Annotated in this window: 12 protein-coding genes; 7 read left to right on the top strand and 5 right to left on the bottom strand. The window is 71.9% G+C overall.

All coding sequences use genetic code 11. The features are described from left to right. Nucleotides 1-1,757 (bottom strand): arginine--tRNA ligase (locus H3C53_07295; GenBank protein ID MBW7916465.1); only part of this gene is annotated, 1,757 nt, incomplete at its 3' end. A 229-nt stretch (nucleotides 1,758-1,986) separates the two neighbouring features. Here H3C53_07295 and lon point away from each other — a divergent pair. From lon to H3C53_07280, 3 genes are read left to right on the top strand one after another with little or no spacing between them, the layout of a single operon-like run. Then, nucleotides 1,987-4,470: an endopeptidase La gene (gene lon / locus H3C53_07290; protein ID MBW7916464.1), complete on the top strand. Its 2,484-nt coding sequence runs from the start codon at nucleotides 1,987-1,989 to the stop codon at nucleotides 4,468-4,470. 47 nt (nucleotides 4,471-4,517) lie between these two features. Further along, nucleotides 4,518-5,279: a triose-phosphate isomerase gene (locus H3C53_07285; protein MBW7916463.1), complete on the top strand. Its 762-nt coding sequence runs from the start codon at nucleotides 4,518-4,520 to the stop codon at nucleotides 5,277-5,279. A gap of 44 nt (nucleotides 5,280-5,323) precedes the next feature. Then, a complete protein-coding gene (locus H3C53_07280) occupies nucleotides 5,324-6,364 on the top strand; it encodes an aminopeptidase P family protein (GenBank protein MBW7916462.1) in 1,041 nt (346 codons plus the stop codon). Here H3C53_07280 and H3C53_07275 read toward each other — a convergent pair. Continuing rightward, nucleotides 6,361-7,797: a phosphoglucomutase/phosphomannomutase family protein gene (locus H3C53_07275; GenBank protein ID MBW7916461.1), complete on the bottom strand. Its 1,437-nt coding sequence runs from the start codon at nucleotides 7,795-7,797 to the stop codon at nucleotides 6,361-6,363. The two genes, H3C53_07280 and H3C53_07275, sit on opposite strands and share 4 nt — an antisense overlap. A 114-nt stretch (nucleotides 7,798-7,911) precedes the next feature. Here H3C53_07275 and argB point away from each other — a divergent pair, with 114 nt between their 5' ends. The 4 genes from argB (at nucleotide 7,912) to H3C53_07255 (ending at nucleotide 11,144) form a co-directional block, all read left to right on the top strand. Beyond that, nucleotides 7,912-8,670 carry an acetylglutamate kinase gene (argB, locus tag H3C53_07270; protein MBW7916460.1) on the top strand — a complete coding sequence of 253 codons (759 nt, stop codon included), beginning with the start codon at nucleotides 7,912-7,914 and terminating at the stop codon, nucleotides 8,668-8,670. A gap of 125 nt (nucleotides 8,671-8,795) precedes the next feature. Continuing rightward, entirely contained in the window at nucleotides 8,796-8,972 is a 177-nt protein-coding gene (locus tag H3C53_07265; protein ID MBW7916459.1) for a hypothetical protein, read from the top strand. 226 nt (nucleotides 8,973-9,198) lie between these two features. Next, nucleotides 9,199-10,332 carry a LysM peptidoglycan-binding domain-containing protein gene (locus tag H3C53_07260; protein ID MBW7916458.1) on the top strand — a complete coding sequence of 378 codons (1,134 nt, stop codon included), beginning with the start codon at nucleotides 9,199-9,201 and terminating at the stop codon, nucleotides 10,330-10,332. Between the two features lie 23 nt (nucleotides 10,333-10,355). Then, entirely contained in the window at nucleotides 10,356-11,144 is a 789-nt protein-coding gene (locus H3C53_07255) for a metallophosphoesterase (GenBank protein ID MBW7916457.1), read from the top strand. An 18-nt stretch (nucleotides 11,145-11,162) separates the two neighbouring features. Here the strand turns inward: H3C53_07255 and H3C53_07250 are convergent, their stop codons facing one another. The 3 genes from H3C53_07250 to H3C53_07240 all read right to left on the bottom strand — a co-directional run bounded on the left by H3C53_07250 (nucleotide 11,163) and on the right by H3C53_07240 (nucleotide 14,367). Further along, nucleotides 11,163-13,220 (bottom strand): DUF3048 domain-containing protein, encoded by a 2,058-nt coding sequence (locus tag H3C53_07250; GenBank protein MBW7916456.1) that lies wholly within the window; start codon nucleotides 13,218-13,220, stop codon nucleotides 11,163-11,165. A gap of 13 nt (nucleotides 13,221-13,233) precedes the next feature. Next, entirely contained in the window at nucleotides 13,234-13,581 is a 348-nt protein-coding gene (locus H3C53_07245; protein MBW7916455.1) for a biopolymer transporter ExbD, read from the bottom strand. 63 nt (nucleotides 13,582-13,644) lie between these two features. Further along, nucleotides 13,645-14,367, bottom strand: a complete 723-nt coding sequence (locus H3C53_07240) for a MotA/TolQ/ExbB proton channel family protein (protein ID MBW7916454.1) — start codon at nucleotides 14,365-14,367, stop codon at nucleotides 13,645-13,647. Between the last annotated feature and the right edge of the window lie 72 nt (nucleotides 14,368-14,439).

Genomic DNA, 14,439 nt, shown 5'->3' with positions numbered 1-14,439 from the left:
GGGCCGGCGCGCATGACCTGCGTGTCGGGCCTGCCGTTCTCGTCCTTGTGGTTGTAGTAGGCGTTCCAGGCGGTGGCCACGTCGAGGGCGTACTGCGCCACCTGATGCGGCGCCAGCGCGGCCGCCGCCGCCTCGACCACGTCCGGGAAGCGCCTCAGCACGCGCGACAGCCGCACCTCGAGGGGCCCCAGCTGGGTGAAGTCGGCGCCGGCGCGCGCGGCCCTCACGTCCACGCCCTCGGCGGCAGCGGCGCGCAGGATGCTGCAGGCGCGCGCGTGCGCGTACTGGACGTAGGGAGCGGAGTCGCCCTGCAGGGAGAGCGCCTGCTCCCAGCGGAAGTCGATGACCTTCCTGGCCTCGTTCTTGAGCATGCCGAAGCGCAGGGCGCCTATGCCCACCTGGCGCGCCACCTTGTCGACGTCGGCCAGGCCCGGGTTCTTCTCCTCCACCACGGCGCGGGCGCGGCGCGTGGCCTCCTCCGCCACCTCGTCTATCGAGAGGGTGATGCCCTTGCGGCCGCTCATGGCCTGGCCCTCGAGGGTCACGACCTCGTACGCGAGGTGGTGGGAGTTCTCGTAGGCGGCGCGCCCCTCGGGGGTGCCGGAGAGGGCGAGGGCGGCGCGCACGATGGTCTGTGGGTGGGTCTGGCGCACGTCGATGACGTTGATGATCTCGCCGGCGTGCGCGAACGAGCGCCCGTCCGGGTGTAGCGTGCCGCTCTGGCTGGAGGTGTAGAGCGGCTTGCCGCTCGGCTGGACCGCGTAACGCTCGAACGTGAGCCCCTCGAAGATGCCGGCCTTCCAGAACTGGTAGCCGATGTCCTTGGCCACGTACATGGCGTTGCCGTCGGAGCGCACGAGCACCACGTTGGGTTCCTCCAGGCCCGGCATGATCTCGCTGACGTCCATCACCAGCGCGCCGGCGTACTTGCCCGTCTCGGGCCGACTGACGAAGGGGCTCGCCTCCATGACGGCGAGGCCCTGCTGCAACAGCCCGCCCTGCACGATGTCGGACTCCCACACGAGCAGGTCGTAATCGACGCCGAGCGCGTGGTAGGTCTGGAGCTGCGAGTTCAGCACCCGCTCGATCTCGTGACGGAGCTCGCCCCGCTCGAGCCGGTGCATCACCTCCGTCACGCCGCGCTCGATGGCGTCGCCGTCCGTCTCCTTGGCGCCCGCGAGGCGAACGTAAAGCTCGCCGAGCCAGTGGTCGTACTTGCGGCCGCCTTCCGTGCCGTAGCGCGCCCCGAAGTAGGTCACGGCGAAGATGCTCTCGGCGGCCTGCCGGCCGGTGTCGTCGATGTAGTTCTGCACCTCCACGTCGTGCCCGGCGGCGCGGAGGATGCGGGCGGTGGCGTCGCCCAGCACGATGTTGCGGAGGTGCCCGACGTGCGCCTCCTTGTTGGGGTTGACGCTCGTGTGCTCCACCACCACCTTGAGGCGCTCGGAACGCGCCTCGCGCGGGCCGTCGCAGACGGAGCGCACGAAGGCGGCCGGCTCCATCTCGAAGTTGATGTAAGGGCCCACCGCGGCGGCGCCGGCAACGCCCTCGGGCAACCGCAACGTCGCCACGAGCTCGGCGGCTATGGCCGCCGGGTTGCGACCCAACGCCTTCGCGAGCGTGAACGCGACGGGGGTGCCGTAATCGCCCGCGCGCCCCTCGGGGACCTCCTGGATGAGGACGGCGGCGCCGGCCGCGCCGAGGGACCCCGCGGCTTCCTCGACGGCGTGCTGCAGGGCGGAGATCACGTCGGTCATGACCGCGTAACGCTACCACACGCGTCCAGGTGCGCCGCCAGCGTGTAGAATCGGGGACCGCGCCCGCTCGGCTCGGTGTCGCCCACTAACATCCTGAGCCTCCACAAAACAGTAAACTTGAGCTACTTTGACTCAACTACCGCCCCCCACACACGCCGCCGCGGCGAGTAGCGGCACGAACGCCCAAGACAACCCCACCGGCCCCAGGGGCCGCCACTAGGAGACCAGCATGGCAGAGGTCGCCACCAGAACCGATTTCACGGCCCCCATCCCGGTCTGTCCGGTGCGCGGTTCCGTGCTCTACCCCACCATGGTCATGCCCATCGACGCGGGCCGGCCCGTGAGCATCCGCGCCATCAATGCCGCGCTCGACCGCGACCGCACCATCGTCATCGTGAGCCAGAAGGACCGCGACGTCGAGGAACCCGCACCGACCGACCTGTTCGAGGTCGGCACGGTCTGCAACATCATGCGCATGAAGAAGAACCCCGACGGGAGCATCCAGATGCTCGTGCGGGCGTTCGCGCGCGTGAAGGTGCTGGATTACGTGGGCGGTGACGTCATCGAGGCGCTCGTCGAACCGCTCGACGTGCCCACCGGCGACCCGGTGGAGCTAGAGGCCGCCTTCCGCGAGCTCAAGGAGAAGTTCCGCGAGCTCGTCGAGAACGGCAGCCGCGCCGTCCAGAGCGAGGTCGCCCAGTTCGTCATGAACCTGGAAGACCCCGGACAGTTCGCCGACTACGTGGCCTACCACCTCGACTTCAAGCTCGCCGATAAGCAGGCCGTCCTGGAGTCGGCCACGGTCGCCGAACGCATCAAGCGCGTCTTGCTCCTCATCGACACCGAGATCGAGCTGCAGGAGACGCAGCGCCGGCTCCAGCGCGAGGTCAAGGAGGAGATCGACCGCAACCAGCGCGAGTACTTCCTCCGCGAGCAGATCAAGGCCCTCCAGAAGGAACTGTCCGGCTCCGACGAGGACGAGGACGAGGTCGAGGCGTTCAAGGAGAAGCTCACCGCCCTCGAGCTCCCCGAGGCCGTCATGAAGGAGGCGCAACGCGAGCTCAACCGCCTTAGCCGCATGCACCCCGACTCGGCCGAGGCCTCCGTCATCCGCACCTACCTCACCACCATCGTCGAGCTGCCCTGGAACGTCCGCACCGAGGACCGCCTCGACATGGCCAAGGCCGAGGAGATCCTCGACGAGGACCACTACGGCCTCGAGAAGGTCAAGGACCGCGTCCTCGAGTACCTCGCCGTGCGCAAGCTCAAGAGCGAACGCGCCGCCAAGGGCGAGCTCGACGCCTTCGAGGTCAACAAGGGCCCCATCCTCCTCTTCGCGGGCCCTCCCGGTGTGGGCAAGACGTCCATCGCGCAGTCCATCGCCAAGGCCCTCGGCCGTGAGTACGTGCGCATCAGCCTCGGCGGCGCGCGCGACGAGTCCGACATCCGCGGCCACCGCCGCACCTACATCGGTTCCATGCCGGGTCGCATCATCCAGGGCATCCGGCAGGCGGGCGCCAAGAACCCCGTCTTCCTCCTCGACGAGGTCGACAAGCTGGGCGTCTCCTACCAGGGCGACCCCTCCTCGGCCCTCCTCGAGGTCCTCGACCCGGCCCAGAACTCCAACTTCGTCGACCACTACCTGGGCGTGCCGTTCGACCTCTCCGAGGTCCTCTTCATCGCCACCGCCAACTACGCCCAGCAGATCCCCGAGGCGCTCCTCGACCGCATGGAGGCCATCGAGTTCTCCAGCTACATCGAGCAGGAGAAGCTCGAGATCGCCAAGCGCTACCTGGTGCCAAGGCAGCTCGTCGAGAACGGCCTGAAGCCCGGCCAGGTGAGCTTCACGGACGGCGCCATCGCGCGCGTCATCGCGTCGTACACGCGCGAGGCCGGCGTCCGCAACCTCGAGCGGCTCATCGGCACCCTGTCCCGCAAGGCCGCCCGCCGCATCGCCGACGGCGAGGCCAAGCGCGTGCGCCTCACCGAGCGCAGCCTCGAGCAGTACATCGGCGCCCAGCGCTTCACGCCCGAATCGGAGGCGGCCGACAACCTCGTCGGCGTGGCCACCGGCATGTACTACACGCCGGTAGGCGGCGACATCCTCTTCGTCGAGACGAGCGTCACCCCCGGCAAGGGCGGCCTCGTGCTCACGGGCCAACTGGGCGACGTGATGAAGGAGTCGGCCCGCGCCGCCCTCACCTACGCCAAGAGCAACGCCAAGCGCTTCGGCATCAAGCAGTCGCTCCTCGACGACTCCGAGATCCACATCCACATCCCCGCCGGCGCCACCCCCAAGGAAGGCCCCAGTGCCGGCGTGGCCCTCGCCACCTCGCTCCTGTCGGCCCTCACCGGCGTGCCGGTCCGCAAGGACGTCTCCATGACCGGCGAGATTACCCTGCGCGGGCGCGTGCTGCCCATCGGCGGCCTCAAGGAGAAGATCCTCGGCGCCAAGCGCGCGGGCATCAAGCACATCGTCTTCCCCACGCAGAACGAGGCCGACATGAAGGACATCGGCGCTCACCTCACCAAGGCCCTCACCATGCACCCCGTGGCCGACCTCGACCAGGTGCTCGACGTGGCGCTCGTCGGCGGACTCGCCGCCCTCGAGGCGCTGGTGCCCGCCGACCCGGGCGGCGAGGAGGGACCGGCGCCCGACGAGAAGCCGCGCCGCAAGCGCCGCACGGCGCCGGGCAGCGGCGTGCGCGCCTGACCCAGCCCGCCGGTCGGGGCGCGAGGAAGCTGCGGTATCCTCGGCGCATGTCACGCCCGCAGCCCCTCATCGCCGGCAACTGGAAGATGAACCGGCTCCCGTCGGAAGCCGTCTCCTGGACCCGCGAACTCCTCGCCCGCCTAGACCGCGCCCCGGTCGAGGCGGGCGAGCTCGCTCTCATCGTCCCCTACACCCACCTCCCGGCCATGACCAGCCTGGCGTTCGGCACCCAGGTGGCGCTCGGCGCGCAAGACGTCAGCGCCCACGAGGAGGGCGCCTACACGGGCGAGGTGTCGGCCGCCATGCTCGCCGACCTCGGCACGCGCTACGTGGTGGTCGGCCACTCGGAGCGCCGCGCCTACCACGGCGAGGACGACGCGCTCGTCAACGCCAAGGCGGCGCGCGTCATGGCCCACGGCATGGTCCCCATCGTCTGCGTGGGCGAGCAGCGCGCCGAGCGCGACGCCGGGCGCGCCGAGGAGGTCGTCCTCGGGCAGGTCGAGCGGGCCCTGCAGGGGCTCGCGCCCGCCGACCCGGCCGCCCTCGTCGTGGCCTACGAGCCGGTCTGGGCGATCGGCACGGGCCTCACCGCCACCGCCGCCGACGCCGCCGCCATGGGCGCCGCCATCCGCCGCCTGCTGCGCCGCCTCCTGCCCACCGTGGCGGACGGCGTGCGCCTCCTCTACGGCGGGAGCATGAAACCCGGCAACGCCGCCGAGCTGCTGGCCCAACCCGACGTGAACGGCGGCCTCATAGGGGGCGCCAGCCTCCAGCTCGACGACTACCTCGCCATCGCGGCGGCGGCGTGAACACCGCCACCTGGCGAGCCGAGATCGCGCCGCGCCTCGAGGCGTTGGCGCGCAGCCTCGAGACGGCGGGCGCCGACGCGCTACTCGTGACGAAGCCCGCGAACGTCCGTTACCTGTCGCGCTTCTCCGCGCCCGACGACGGGGCCGTGCTCGTCGTGCCCGGCGTCGGCGCCACCCTCCTCACCGACAGCCGCTACGCGGCGCAGGCGGCCGATGAGGTGGGGATCCCCGTCGAGATCGTGGCCGGCATCGACGACGCCGTCGTCGCGCGCCTGGCCGGCGGGCGCGGCCGGCTCGCGGTCGAGGGCGACCACGTCACCGTGAGCCGCTACCGGAGCCTCGCCGAGCGCCTCGGGCACGAACCGGCGCTGCTCGGCGCCGTCTTCTCGGAGCTGCGCGTGATCAAGTCGGAGAGCGAGCTGGCGGCCCTGCGGCGCGCCGCGCACCTCACCGACCTCGCCTTCACCGCCGCCACGGAGGTCATGGCGCCCGGCGTCAGCGAGGTGACGGTGGCGCTCGTGCTGGAACGCACGATGCGCCAGCACGGCGCGGACGGCCCCGCCTTCTCGACCATCGTCGCCAGCGGCGTGCGCGGCGCCATGCCTCACGGGGTCGCCTCCAACAAGCCGCTCGCCGCCGGCGAGCTCGTGACGCTCGACTTCGGCGCCGTCGTCGACGGCTACCACGCCGACATGACGCGCACCGTCGCCATCGGCCAGGTTGGCGCCGAGGAGCGCCGCATGTACGACGCCGTGCTCGAGGCCCAGGAGGCGGCGCTTGGCGCCGTGGCGCCGGGGCGCACGGGCCGCGAGGTGGACCAGGTGGCGCGCGACGTACTCGCCAAGCACGGGCTCGAGCAGCAGTTCACGCACTCGCTCGGCCACGGCACGGGCCTCGTCATCCACGAGGAGCCGCGCCTCAGCCAGAAGAGCGACACGGTGCTGCGGCCCGGCATGGTCGTCACCGTCGAACCGGGCGTCTACCGCGCGGGCTTCACGGGCCTCAGGATCGAGGACCTCGTTGTGGTCACGGAGAGCGGCAGCGAGGTGCTGTCCAAGAGCCCGAAGGCGTTCCTGGCCCTCTAGGCGCCGCCCGGGCCCAGGATGAGTTCCCTGACCGCCGCCAGCGTTGCGCGCACGGCGGCGGCGTCGGGTCCCTCGCAGTAGACGCGCACGAGCGGCTCCGTGCCGCTACCGCGCACGAGCACCCAGGCGTCGTCGCCCAGGTTGAGCTTCGTGCCGTCGAGCCGCTCCACGCTCGTCACCTGCCTCCCGGCCAGCGCCGCCGGCGGGTCGTCCAGCGCCGCGGCGGCGCGGCTCGCCGCGGCGGCGTCAAGGTGCAGGTCGAGCCGGTCGTAGGCGTGGCGCCACCCCGCCTCCCGCTCGAGCGCCGCGAAGCGCTCCGCCAGGGGCACGCCCGTGCTGGCCTCTGCGGCGGCCAGGAGCAGGGCGTTGGCCAACCCGTCGCGCTCGAACAGGTGTGCGCTCACGCCTATGCCGCCCGACTCCTCGCCCCCTATCAGCACGCCGCCCGCCAGCATGGCGTCGACCACGTACTTGAACCCCACCTTCGTCTCGACGACCGGCAGGCCGCGCGCGGCCGCCAGCCGCTCCACCACCCGGCTGACGGTGAAGGTCTTGACGACGGCACCCCGCTCCCCACGCCGGTGAAGGTCGTCTAGCAGCGCCGCGAAGACCTGGTGCGAGTCGAAGTACGTCCCACCCGGCAGCACCACGCCAAGGCGGTCGGCGTCGCCGTCGGTGGCCACGGCGAAGCTGACCCCCTCGGCGGACGCCGCGGCCATGCACGCGGCCGTCGCGGCGAGGTTGGCGGAGATAGGCTCCGGGTTGACCCCGTGGAAGAGCGGGTCGGGACGGCCGCGCAGCTCGATCAGCTTCTCACCCATGCCACGGCTCGCGAAGTAGCGCGCCAACCAGCCGGCGCCGGCGCCGCCCATGGCGTCGTGCACGATCCGCACGCTCGAGCGCCTAAGAGCCTCCACGTCGATCAGCGCGTCGAGCGCCGCGTAGTAGGCCTCGCGGGCGTCGAACTCCTCTGGCGCGGCGCCGGGCCGGCCGCCCCGCGCCACCCGCTCCGGCGCCACGCCCCGCACGCGCTCGGCGACGTCGCGGTAGGTGGCGTCCGACGCGCCGCCCCCGTAGCTCCCCTTGAGCTTGAAGCCCGAGTACTCGGCGGGGTTGTGGGAGGCCGTCACCATCACGCCGCCGTCGGCGCCATCCTGCCTGACGGCGAACGACAGGACCGGGGTCGGCAGGTACTCCGTGCTCACCGCGACGCTCAACCCGTTGGCGCCGAGGACGTCTGCGACGTGAAGGGCGAAACGCCGGCCCAGGAAGCGCGTGTCGTAGCCCACCAGCACGCGCGACATGCCGCCCGCCAGCAGGTGTTCAGCGTAGGCCTGGGCGGCGCGGCCCAGGTTGGCGAACGTGAAGCGGTCGGCGATGACGTCGCGCCAACCGTCGGTCCCGAACTTGAGTTCGCCAGCCTCGAGGCCCATCCGCGTACCCCCTACGGCGCCGGCCGCCCGCCGCGCGGAACGCGGCGCGTGCGTGCCTGACGCAATGTAACACCCGCTGGCGCCTCGCGCCGCCCGCCACATAGACTTGTCGGCGTGAGCCTAGTCATCAAGTACGGCGGCAACGCCATGACCGACCCCGCCACGCGCCGCGCCGTGGCGGCCGGGTTGCGGGCCATGTCCGCCCACGCCACGCCGCCCGTCGTGGTGCATGGCGGCGGCCCGTTCATCCAGGCCGCCCTCGACGCGGCCGGGCTCGCCCACTCGTTCGTGCGTGGGCTGCGCGTGACGAGCCCCGAGTCGATGGTCGTCATCGAACGCGTCCTCACGCTCCTAGGCAAGGAACTGGCGCAGGAGATCGGCCCGGCGGTGGGCCTCACGGCCCGCGACGCCGGCGCCATCACCGCGCGGGTGCGCGACCCGGAACTCGGCCTGGTGGGGCGCGTGACGAGCGTCGACCTCCGGGCGGTGCGCGCCGTGCGCGCCGGCGGACTGGTGCCGGTGCTGGCGTGCCTGGCGGTGGACGCGGCCGGGGCGCCGCTCAACGTCAACGGCGACGAGGCGGCGGGGGCGGTGGCCGCTGCCCTCGGGGAGGGCGTGCTGTTCCTGACCAACGTGCCTGGCGTGCTAGACGACCCCGCCGACCCCGCCACGCTCCTACCGCGCCTCACGCGCGGCGACGCCGAGAGGCGCGTGGCCGATGGGCGCATCGCCGGCGGCATGATCCCCAAGGTGGAGGCGGCCCTGACGGCGCTGGCGCTGGGTGCGCCGTTCGCCGTGGTGGCCGACGGGCGCGACCCAGGCGGCGTGGCGCGGGCGCTGGCGGGCGGCGGCACGCGCGTGGTCGCCGACTGACTTTCGCTCCCCGCGTGGCGGTTGAGAGTCCCGTAAGAACGGCTCCTGTAGCTTGGCGTCACAGCCGGCGCGCGCCGAGGCGCGCTGAGGCGACCGCAACCTCGACGGTCCTCTAGGAGCCAGGGATGAACGACGACATCACCGCCCAACCCACTGCCGTCCTGCTTCGTGAAGCTCGTCTACTCGAGTGCAAGATCATCCACGACTCGAGCACCGCCATCGAGACGGAGCGCTACTGCCTCATCCAGCTGGAGCTCGGTTCCCGCCTGGCACGCGACCTCGTGCTGGACCCGCGCGACTGACCGTTCGGCACCCGCCCCCTCCCTCGCAACGGCCCGGCGGGTGCCGGCCGCTCGGCTCCCTCCCGCGCGCCTGGCACGGCGCGCGGACCACCTCCTAAGCACGCTCGCCACGCTCCCGCCGTGACGGCTGTGTGCGGATGCGGGTTTTTCCCCGTTCCGCGCAGCGCCGCTTCTGGTAGATTTGGCGACGATGCGATCACATGGCCTCGCCCGTACCCTTCTCGCAGTGGTCGTCCTGGGGACCGCAGCGGCCTCCGCCAAGACGATCACCGTGCAGCCGGGCGACAGCCTCTGGGCCATCGCGCAGCGCGAGGGCACCGACGTTGCCACCATCAGGAGCATGAACGACCTCGCCACCGACGCCATCAGGCCAGGGCAGGTCCTGACGGTCCCCGGCGAGGACGAGGCGCTCCCCGCCCCCACCACCGTCACCGTCAGGGCGGGGGACACGCTCTACGACATCGCGCTCGCCAACGGCGTGTCGGTGAGCGACCTCATCGCGTTCAACGACCTCGACGGCACGCTCATCCACCCCGGCCAAGAGCTCAAGCTCCTGGCCGGCGACTCCGTGCCCGGACCGCTGGTGGTCAAGGTGAACGTGGGCGACTCGCTCTGGGTCCTGGCCAGGCGTTACGACAGCACGGTCGCGGCCATCGCGGCGGCCAACGGCATCACCGAGAGCGCCATCCTGCGCGTGGGCGACCAGCTGACCATACCCGGCCAGTACGCCGGCCTCGACACTGACGTTGGTGGCCCCCTCCCCATGACCGTCGTGGTCGGCAAGGGCGACACCCTGTGGTCGCTGGCGCGCCGCTACAACAGCTCGGTCGCCGCCCTCAAGAGCGCCAACTCCCTCAGGGGCGACGCGCTCGTGGTGGGTCAGGAACTGCGCATCCTCCCTGGAGCGGACATCGCGGCCACGGTCGCCAAGGTCGAGGCGCCCGCCGTCAGGCCCCTCGTGGCCGAGGGCGCCATGCTTTGGCCCATCGTCGGGACCATCACCTCGCGCTTCGGCTACCGCCAGTTGCGGGTCAACGGCAGCAACTTCCACACCGGCCTCGACATCGACGGCGACACGGGCGACCCCATCAGGGCGGCCGTTCCCGGCACGGTCACGTTCGCCGGTTGGCATGGCGGCTACGGCAACCTGGTCATCGTCACGAACGGCAACACCGAGTACTACTACGGGCACGCCTCCAAGATCGAGGTGGCCGAGGGCACCGCGGTGGCGGCGGGAGACGTCATCGCGCTGGTGGGGAGCACCGGCAACTCCACCGGCTCGCACCTCCACTTCGAGATGAGGGTCGACGGCGAGATGGTCGATCCGCTGCCCTACCTCGAGGCGCACGCCTCCCGTTGACGCCCGCGAAGTGAGCTGACCGAGTGCGCATCGTCGTCATCGGCGACATCCACGTGCAGGCCGAGAAGCTGTGGCGCATGCTGCGCGAGGCCGGCCTGGCCGACGAGCACAACCGTCCAACCGACGAGCTTCGCGGCGACGCCACCAAGCTGGTGCTCCTCGGCGACCTCGTCCACGCCAAGAGCCGCCAACGCTACGCCGACATGATCAACGTGCGGCGCTACGACGAGTACAACCCCCGCCATCTCGAGCGCGCGGAGGCGTTGCAGGTGCGTTTCCTGCGCGAGGTTAAGGGGTTCCAGGAGCGCGTGCCTGCCGGGAACATGACCATCCTCCTCGGCAACCACGACTTCAACGCGGCCACCCCGGGGCAGGGCCCGCTGCGCACCGACGACGTGTCGCACCTCGAGTGGAAGCCGGGGCACGGTTCCGACCTCGACCCTGAGTTGCAGGCGTGGATCCTCTCCTGGCCGCACGACATCGCCATCGAGGGCCTGCACTTCGCGCACGTTGGTCCGCTTCCCGAACACAACACGTACGACCAGGCGTTCTACCTCGAGAACCGCCGCCGCTGGTTGCAGGAGGACCGGGACTTCCTGGAGGGCACCCCTTACCGCCTCGGGGTGTACGGCCACACGCCCGTGCGGGCCGGCGTGAACGTGGCGTCGCAGGGTCGCGCGCTGCTGCTCGACACGAACGGGCACAGGGACGAGTACGCCTGGCTGGAGGTCGACGTGCGCAACGCCGACTACCGCCTGCGGCTGCACGGCCTCTACTTCGACGAGTTGGTGCCGCGCCTCAGCGCCGAGTGACGCGCCCTAGCGCCCGCGTCACTCCTCCACGCGCGAGTCGTACGTGGGGGTGAGCATCACCCACGTCCTGAAGGGCGCCAGGTCGACCACCTCACCCTCCGAGGTCCTGAAGCTCACGCCCACTCCCTGGCTCACGAACCAGGTGCCGCGCTGCGCCCGCCCCTTCAGGTAGAGCGTGGCGTCACCCGCCTGCAGCGGGATGTAGAGGCGCCCCTCGGTGTCGCCCGGCAGCTGGCGGGCCGTGATGCTCCCCACCAGGACCGCGTCGTAGAGCATCAGCTGACCGTCGGGGTGGTTGGCGGGCGTGCCGTCGCGCACCCAGCGGTAGTTGCCCAGGACCGCGTCGTACCTGAAGCCCGACGTGTAGGCGCCGCTATACTTGACGCTCACCTCCGTCACCTCGTCGGCCGCGGCGGTGGGCCCGAACACGCTGCCCGACACCAGCCTCGACCGTTCCGGCACCAGTCGCAACATGGCCGTTCGGAGGTCGCCACCGCTGCCGTAGAGGTTGTAAGGCGCCTTGCGGCCGTCGTCGCGCGCGAACAGCGCACCGTTGTTGTAGGCGTTGAGCGTGGGCAGCACCGAGTTGGCTATGGCGATGAGCGCGCCCGGAGAACCGCCGTCGTGCACCAGCACGGCGTGACTCGCCTGCGCCAGCTCGACGAAGTAGTCGCGCGCGCTCCGCACGGGCCCGACCCGCCTGGGGAAGTCGTCGTCGAAGATGGCCATCAGCCGCGTGAGGCCACCCTCCACCGGCATCTCCACGATCATGCTCGCCTCGCGCAGGCCCGTCTGCGGGTAGCCACCCACGTTGTCGACGAGCACGGCGAGGGGCTGTTGCCGCTGGAAGCTGTAAGGCAGTCGCGCCTGCTGCAGCGGCGCGCCCGTGCCCTCCCCCACCCCGTCAGGCCCGGCCGCCCGGCCGCGACCGTCGGCGGTCGCGTTCGGGTCGAGGGGCCCCGTCTGGCCGGCCGTGGCCGCGTTGCCGCCCGGCGTCAGCGGGCTCACGGCGGTGGCCTGCACGTCGGTGTCGCCCTGACGCGTGCCGTCCCCGCGTGGCGCCCCCGCTGCGGTGGTCGGGGCCAGCACGTCGGCGCGCAGCGCCGGCACGGGCACGTCGCGCACCTGCGCCACCACCGCTTGCGGGACGACCTGCACGTCGCGGGTCGCGCCCACCTGCGCCGTCACGCTGGGTGCGGCGAGGGGCCGCGTGCCGGCCACGCTGGCGCTCACGCCATCGGTGCTGAGCGCGGTGCCCGCCGCCACCTGGGCGGTCGGGGCGGGCGAGTCGAGGGGCCGGGCGGCCGTCACGGACGCCTGCACGTTCGGCGAGGCGAGGCCCACGGCCTGCGCCACCGTTGCGTTCACGGCGGGCGCGGTGACCTCGCGGGGCGCCGCGACGTTCGCCTCCGGTCTGGGCGGAGCCAGGTCGCGCGCCTGGCTGATCGTGGCGGTGGGTCGCGCCGCGATGGCGCGCGCCTCCACCACGGTGGCGCTGACGGGCGGAACGGCGAGGACGACCGGGTCGGCGAGGGGCCGCGGCGTCATGACCACGGGGTCGATCTCCGGCAGGGGCGTGGCTGGCGCCTCGGCCAGCGGCAGCGCCTCGCTGGGAGGGCTCGCCTCCGTCACCTGCGGCACCGCGAGGGGCGGCACGGGCACGTCTGCCGCCGTCGCTTCGGGCGTCGCCGCGGCCGCCTGCGCTGGCGGGGCGGCGGGGGCCGGCGGTTGCACCGTCACCTCGCGCTCCTCAGGCGCGGTCGACTCGGTCTGCGGGGCGGCCAGGTCGCGCGGCGCGCCGATCGTCTCGGACGCCACCTGCGGCGACGGCGTGGGCGGCGCCGGGTTCTCGGCGGTGGCCGCCAGCGTCGTCTCCTCCGCGTGCGCGGGCGTGCCGACGTCGATGACGATGTAGGTGGGCTTCTCCTCGGCCCGCGGCCGGAGGCCGGCCAGCAGGGCGAGCAGCAGCACGAGCATGTGCAGCGTCACCGACACGGCGAGGGCGCGGCGCTTGTCGGGGTCGCGCCACAACGGGGCCTCCGCCTCGCCGCGGGGAGTGGTGGAGGTGACGCTCAAGCCGACCTCGCCCTCACCCGCCCGTGGAGATGGCGATGCGCTGGGCCCCACCCTGCTTGATGAGGTCCATGATGCGCACCGCGGTGCCGTGGGGGACGTCGCGGTCGGCGCGGAGCACAACGGTGGTCATGCCGCTGCGGTCGATCTCCTCGCGCACCAGCACCGCCAGCCGCGCCTCCTGCACCTGCGCGCCGCTGAAGTAGACGCTGCCGTCCTTGGTCACCGTCACGGTCGGCAGGTTGGACGGCTCGGCCACCGACATCTGCGCGTCGGGGAGGTCGACGGGCAGCCCCGACTCGACGGTGATGAAGGTGGTCGACACCATGAAGAAGATGATCAACAGGAAGACCACGTCGACCATGGGGGTGAGGTCGAGTTCCGGGACGAGCCCGGAGCGGCGGTGCCTGCGGGTCCGCGCCACGGGTCAGGCCTGGGTGGCCGGCCGCGTGTCTGGGCGCGCGTCGACGCGCCCCTCGCGCGCCGCCTCCGCCTGTTCGGCTCTGCGGGGGGCGCCGGCGGGTTCGTCGCGCCGGTTGGCAACGGCCTGCACCACGTTGCCCATCAGCTCCTCGCGGCGGCGGTCGATGTCGCCGAGCTGCTTCTCGACGAGGCTGAACAGGTAGCCGTGCCCGACGAGGACGGGGATGGCCACGATCAGACCGGCGGCCGTGGTCACGAGCGCCTGGCCGATGCCGTACGCCAGCTCCGAGGCGTCGCCGGAACCGCGCAGCGAGATCTGCGAGAACGTGATGATCATGCCCGTGACGGTGCCGAGCAGGCCGAGCATGGGGGCGATCTTGGCGATGATCGACAGCGGCGTGAGGCCGCGTGTCAGCGCCTGCTCCTCGCGCAGCGACGCCTCCTCGAACGCGGCCTCCACGGCCGGTCGGCCGTAGGGCAGCCGCTCCAGGGCGCTGTGCAGCACGCGCGCCACGGGCCCGCCGTGCTGCTCGCAGGCGTGCAGGGCGGCCTCGAGGTCGCGCTCGCGCACCGCGGCGTTCACGCGCGCCATGAGGCTCGACGTGTCGGAGCGCTCGCGGCGCAGCTTCAGGAAACGTTCCACGAACAGGTAGACCGCGTACAGGGAGACCAGGATGATGACGACCAGGATGGGGCCGCCGCTCAAGAGTAGTTCAGTGACAGTCATTCCACGCTCCTTGCGCGGTCAAGCATCGGTCGCCATGCTACGTGCGGCCCTCATGAACGCAATGAGAGCTTG

Source organism: Trueperaceae bacterium (genome assembly GCA_019454765.1).
GTDB lineage: Bacteria > Deinococcota > Deinococci > Deinococcales > Trueperaceae > JAAYYF01.
The sequence above is the reverse complement of the archived record's forward strand: the minus strand, read 5'-3'. Positions and strand labels throughout refer to the sequence as shown.

Excerpts from the sequence above, each read along its gene's own strand:
- lon (MBW7916464.1), top strand. The coding sequence starts at position 1,987 with ATGGCAGAGGTCGCCACCAGAACCGATTTCACGGCCCCCATCCCGGTC.
- H3C53_07285 (MBW7916463.1), top strand. The coding sequence starts at position 4,518 with ATGTCACGCCCGCAGCCCCTCATCGCCGGCAACTGGAAGATGAACCGG.
- H3C53_07275 (MBW7916461.1), bottom strand. The coding sequence starts at position 7,797 with ATGGGCCTCGAGGCTGGCGAACTCAAGTTCGGGACCGACGGTTGGCGC.
- H3C53_07265 (MBW7916459.1), top strand. The coding sequence starts at position 8,796 with ATGAACGACGACATCACCGCCCAACCCACTGCCGTCCTGCTTCGTGAA.
- H3C53_07245 (MBW7916455.1), bottom strand. The coding sequence starts at position 13,581 with ATGGTCGACGTGGTCTTCCTGTTGATCATCTTCTTCATGGTGTCGACC.
- H3C53_07240 (MBW7916454.1), bottom strand. The coding sequence starts at position 14,367 with ATGACTGTCACTGAACTACTCTTGAGCGGCGGCCCCATCCTGGTCGTC.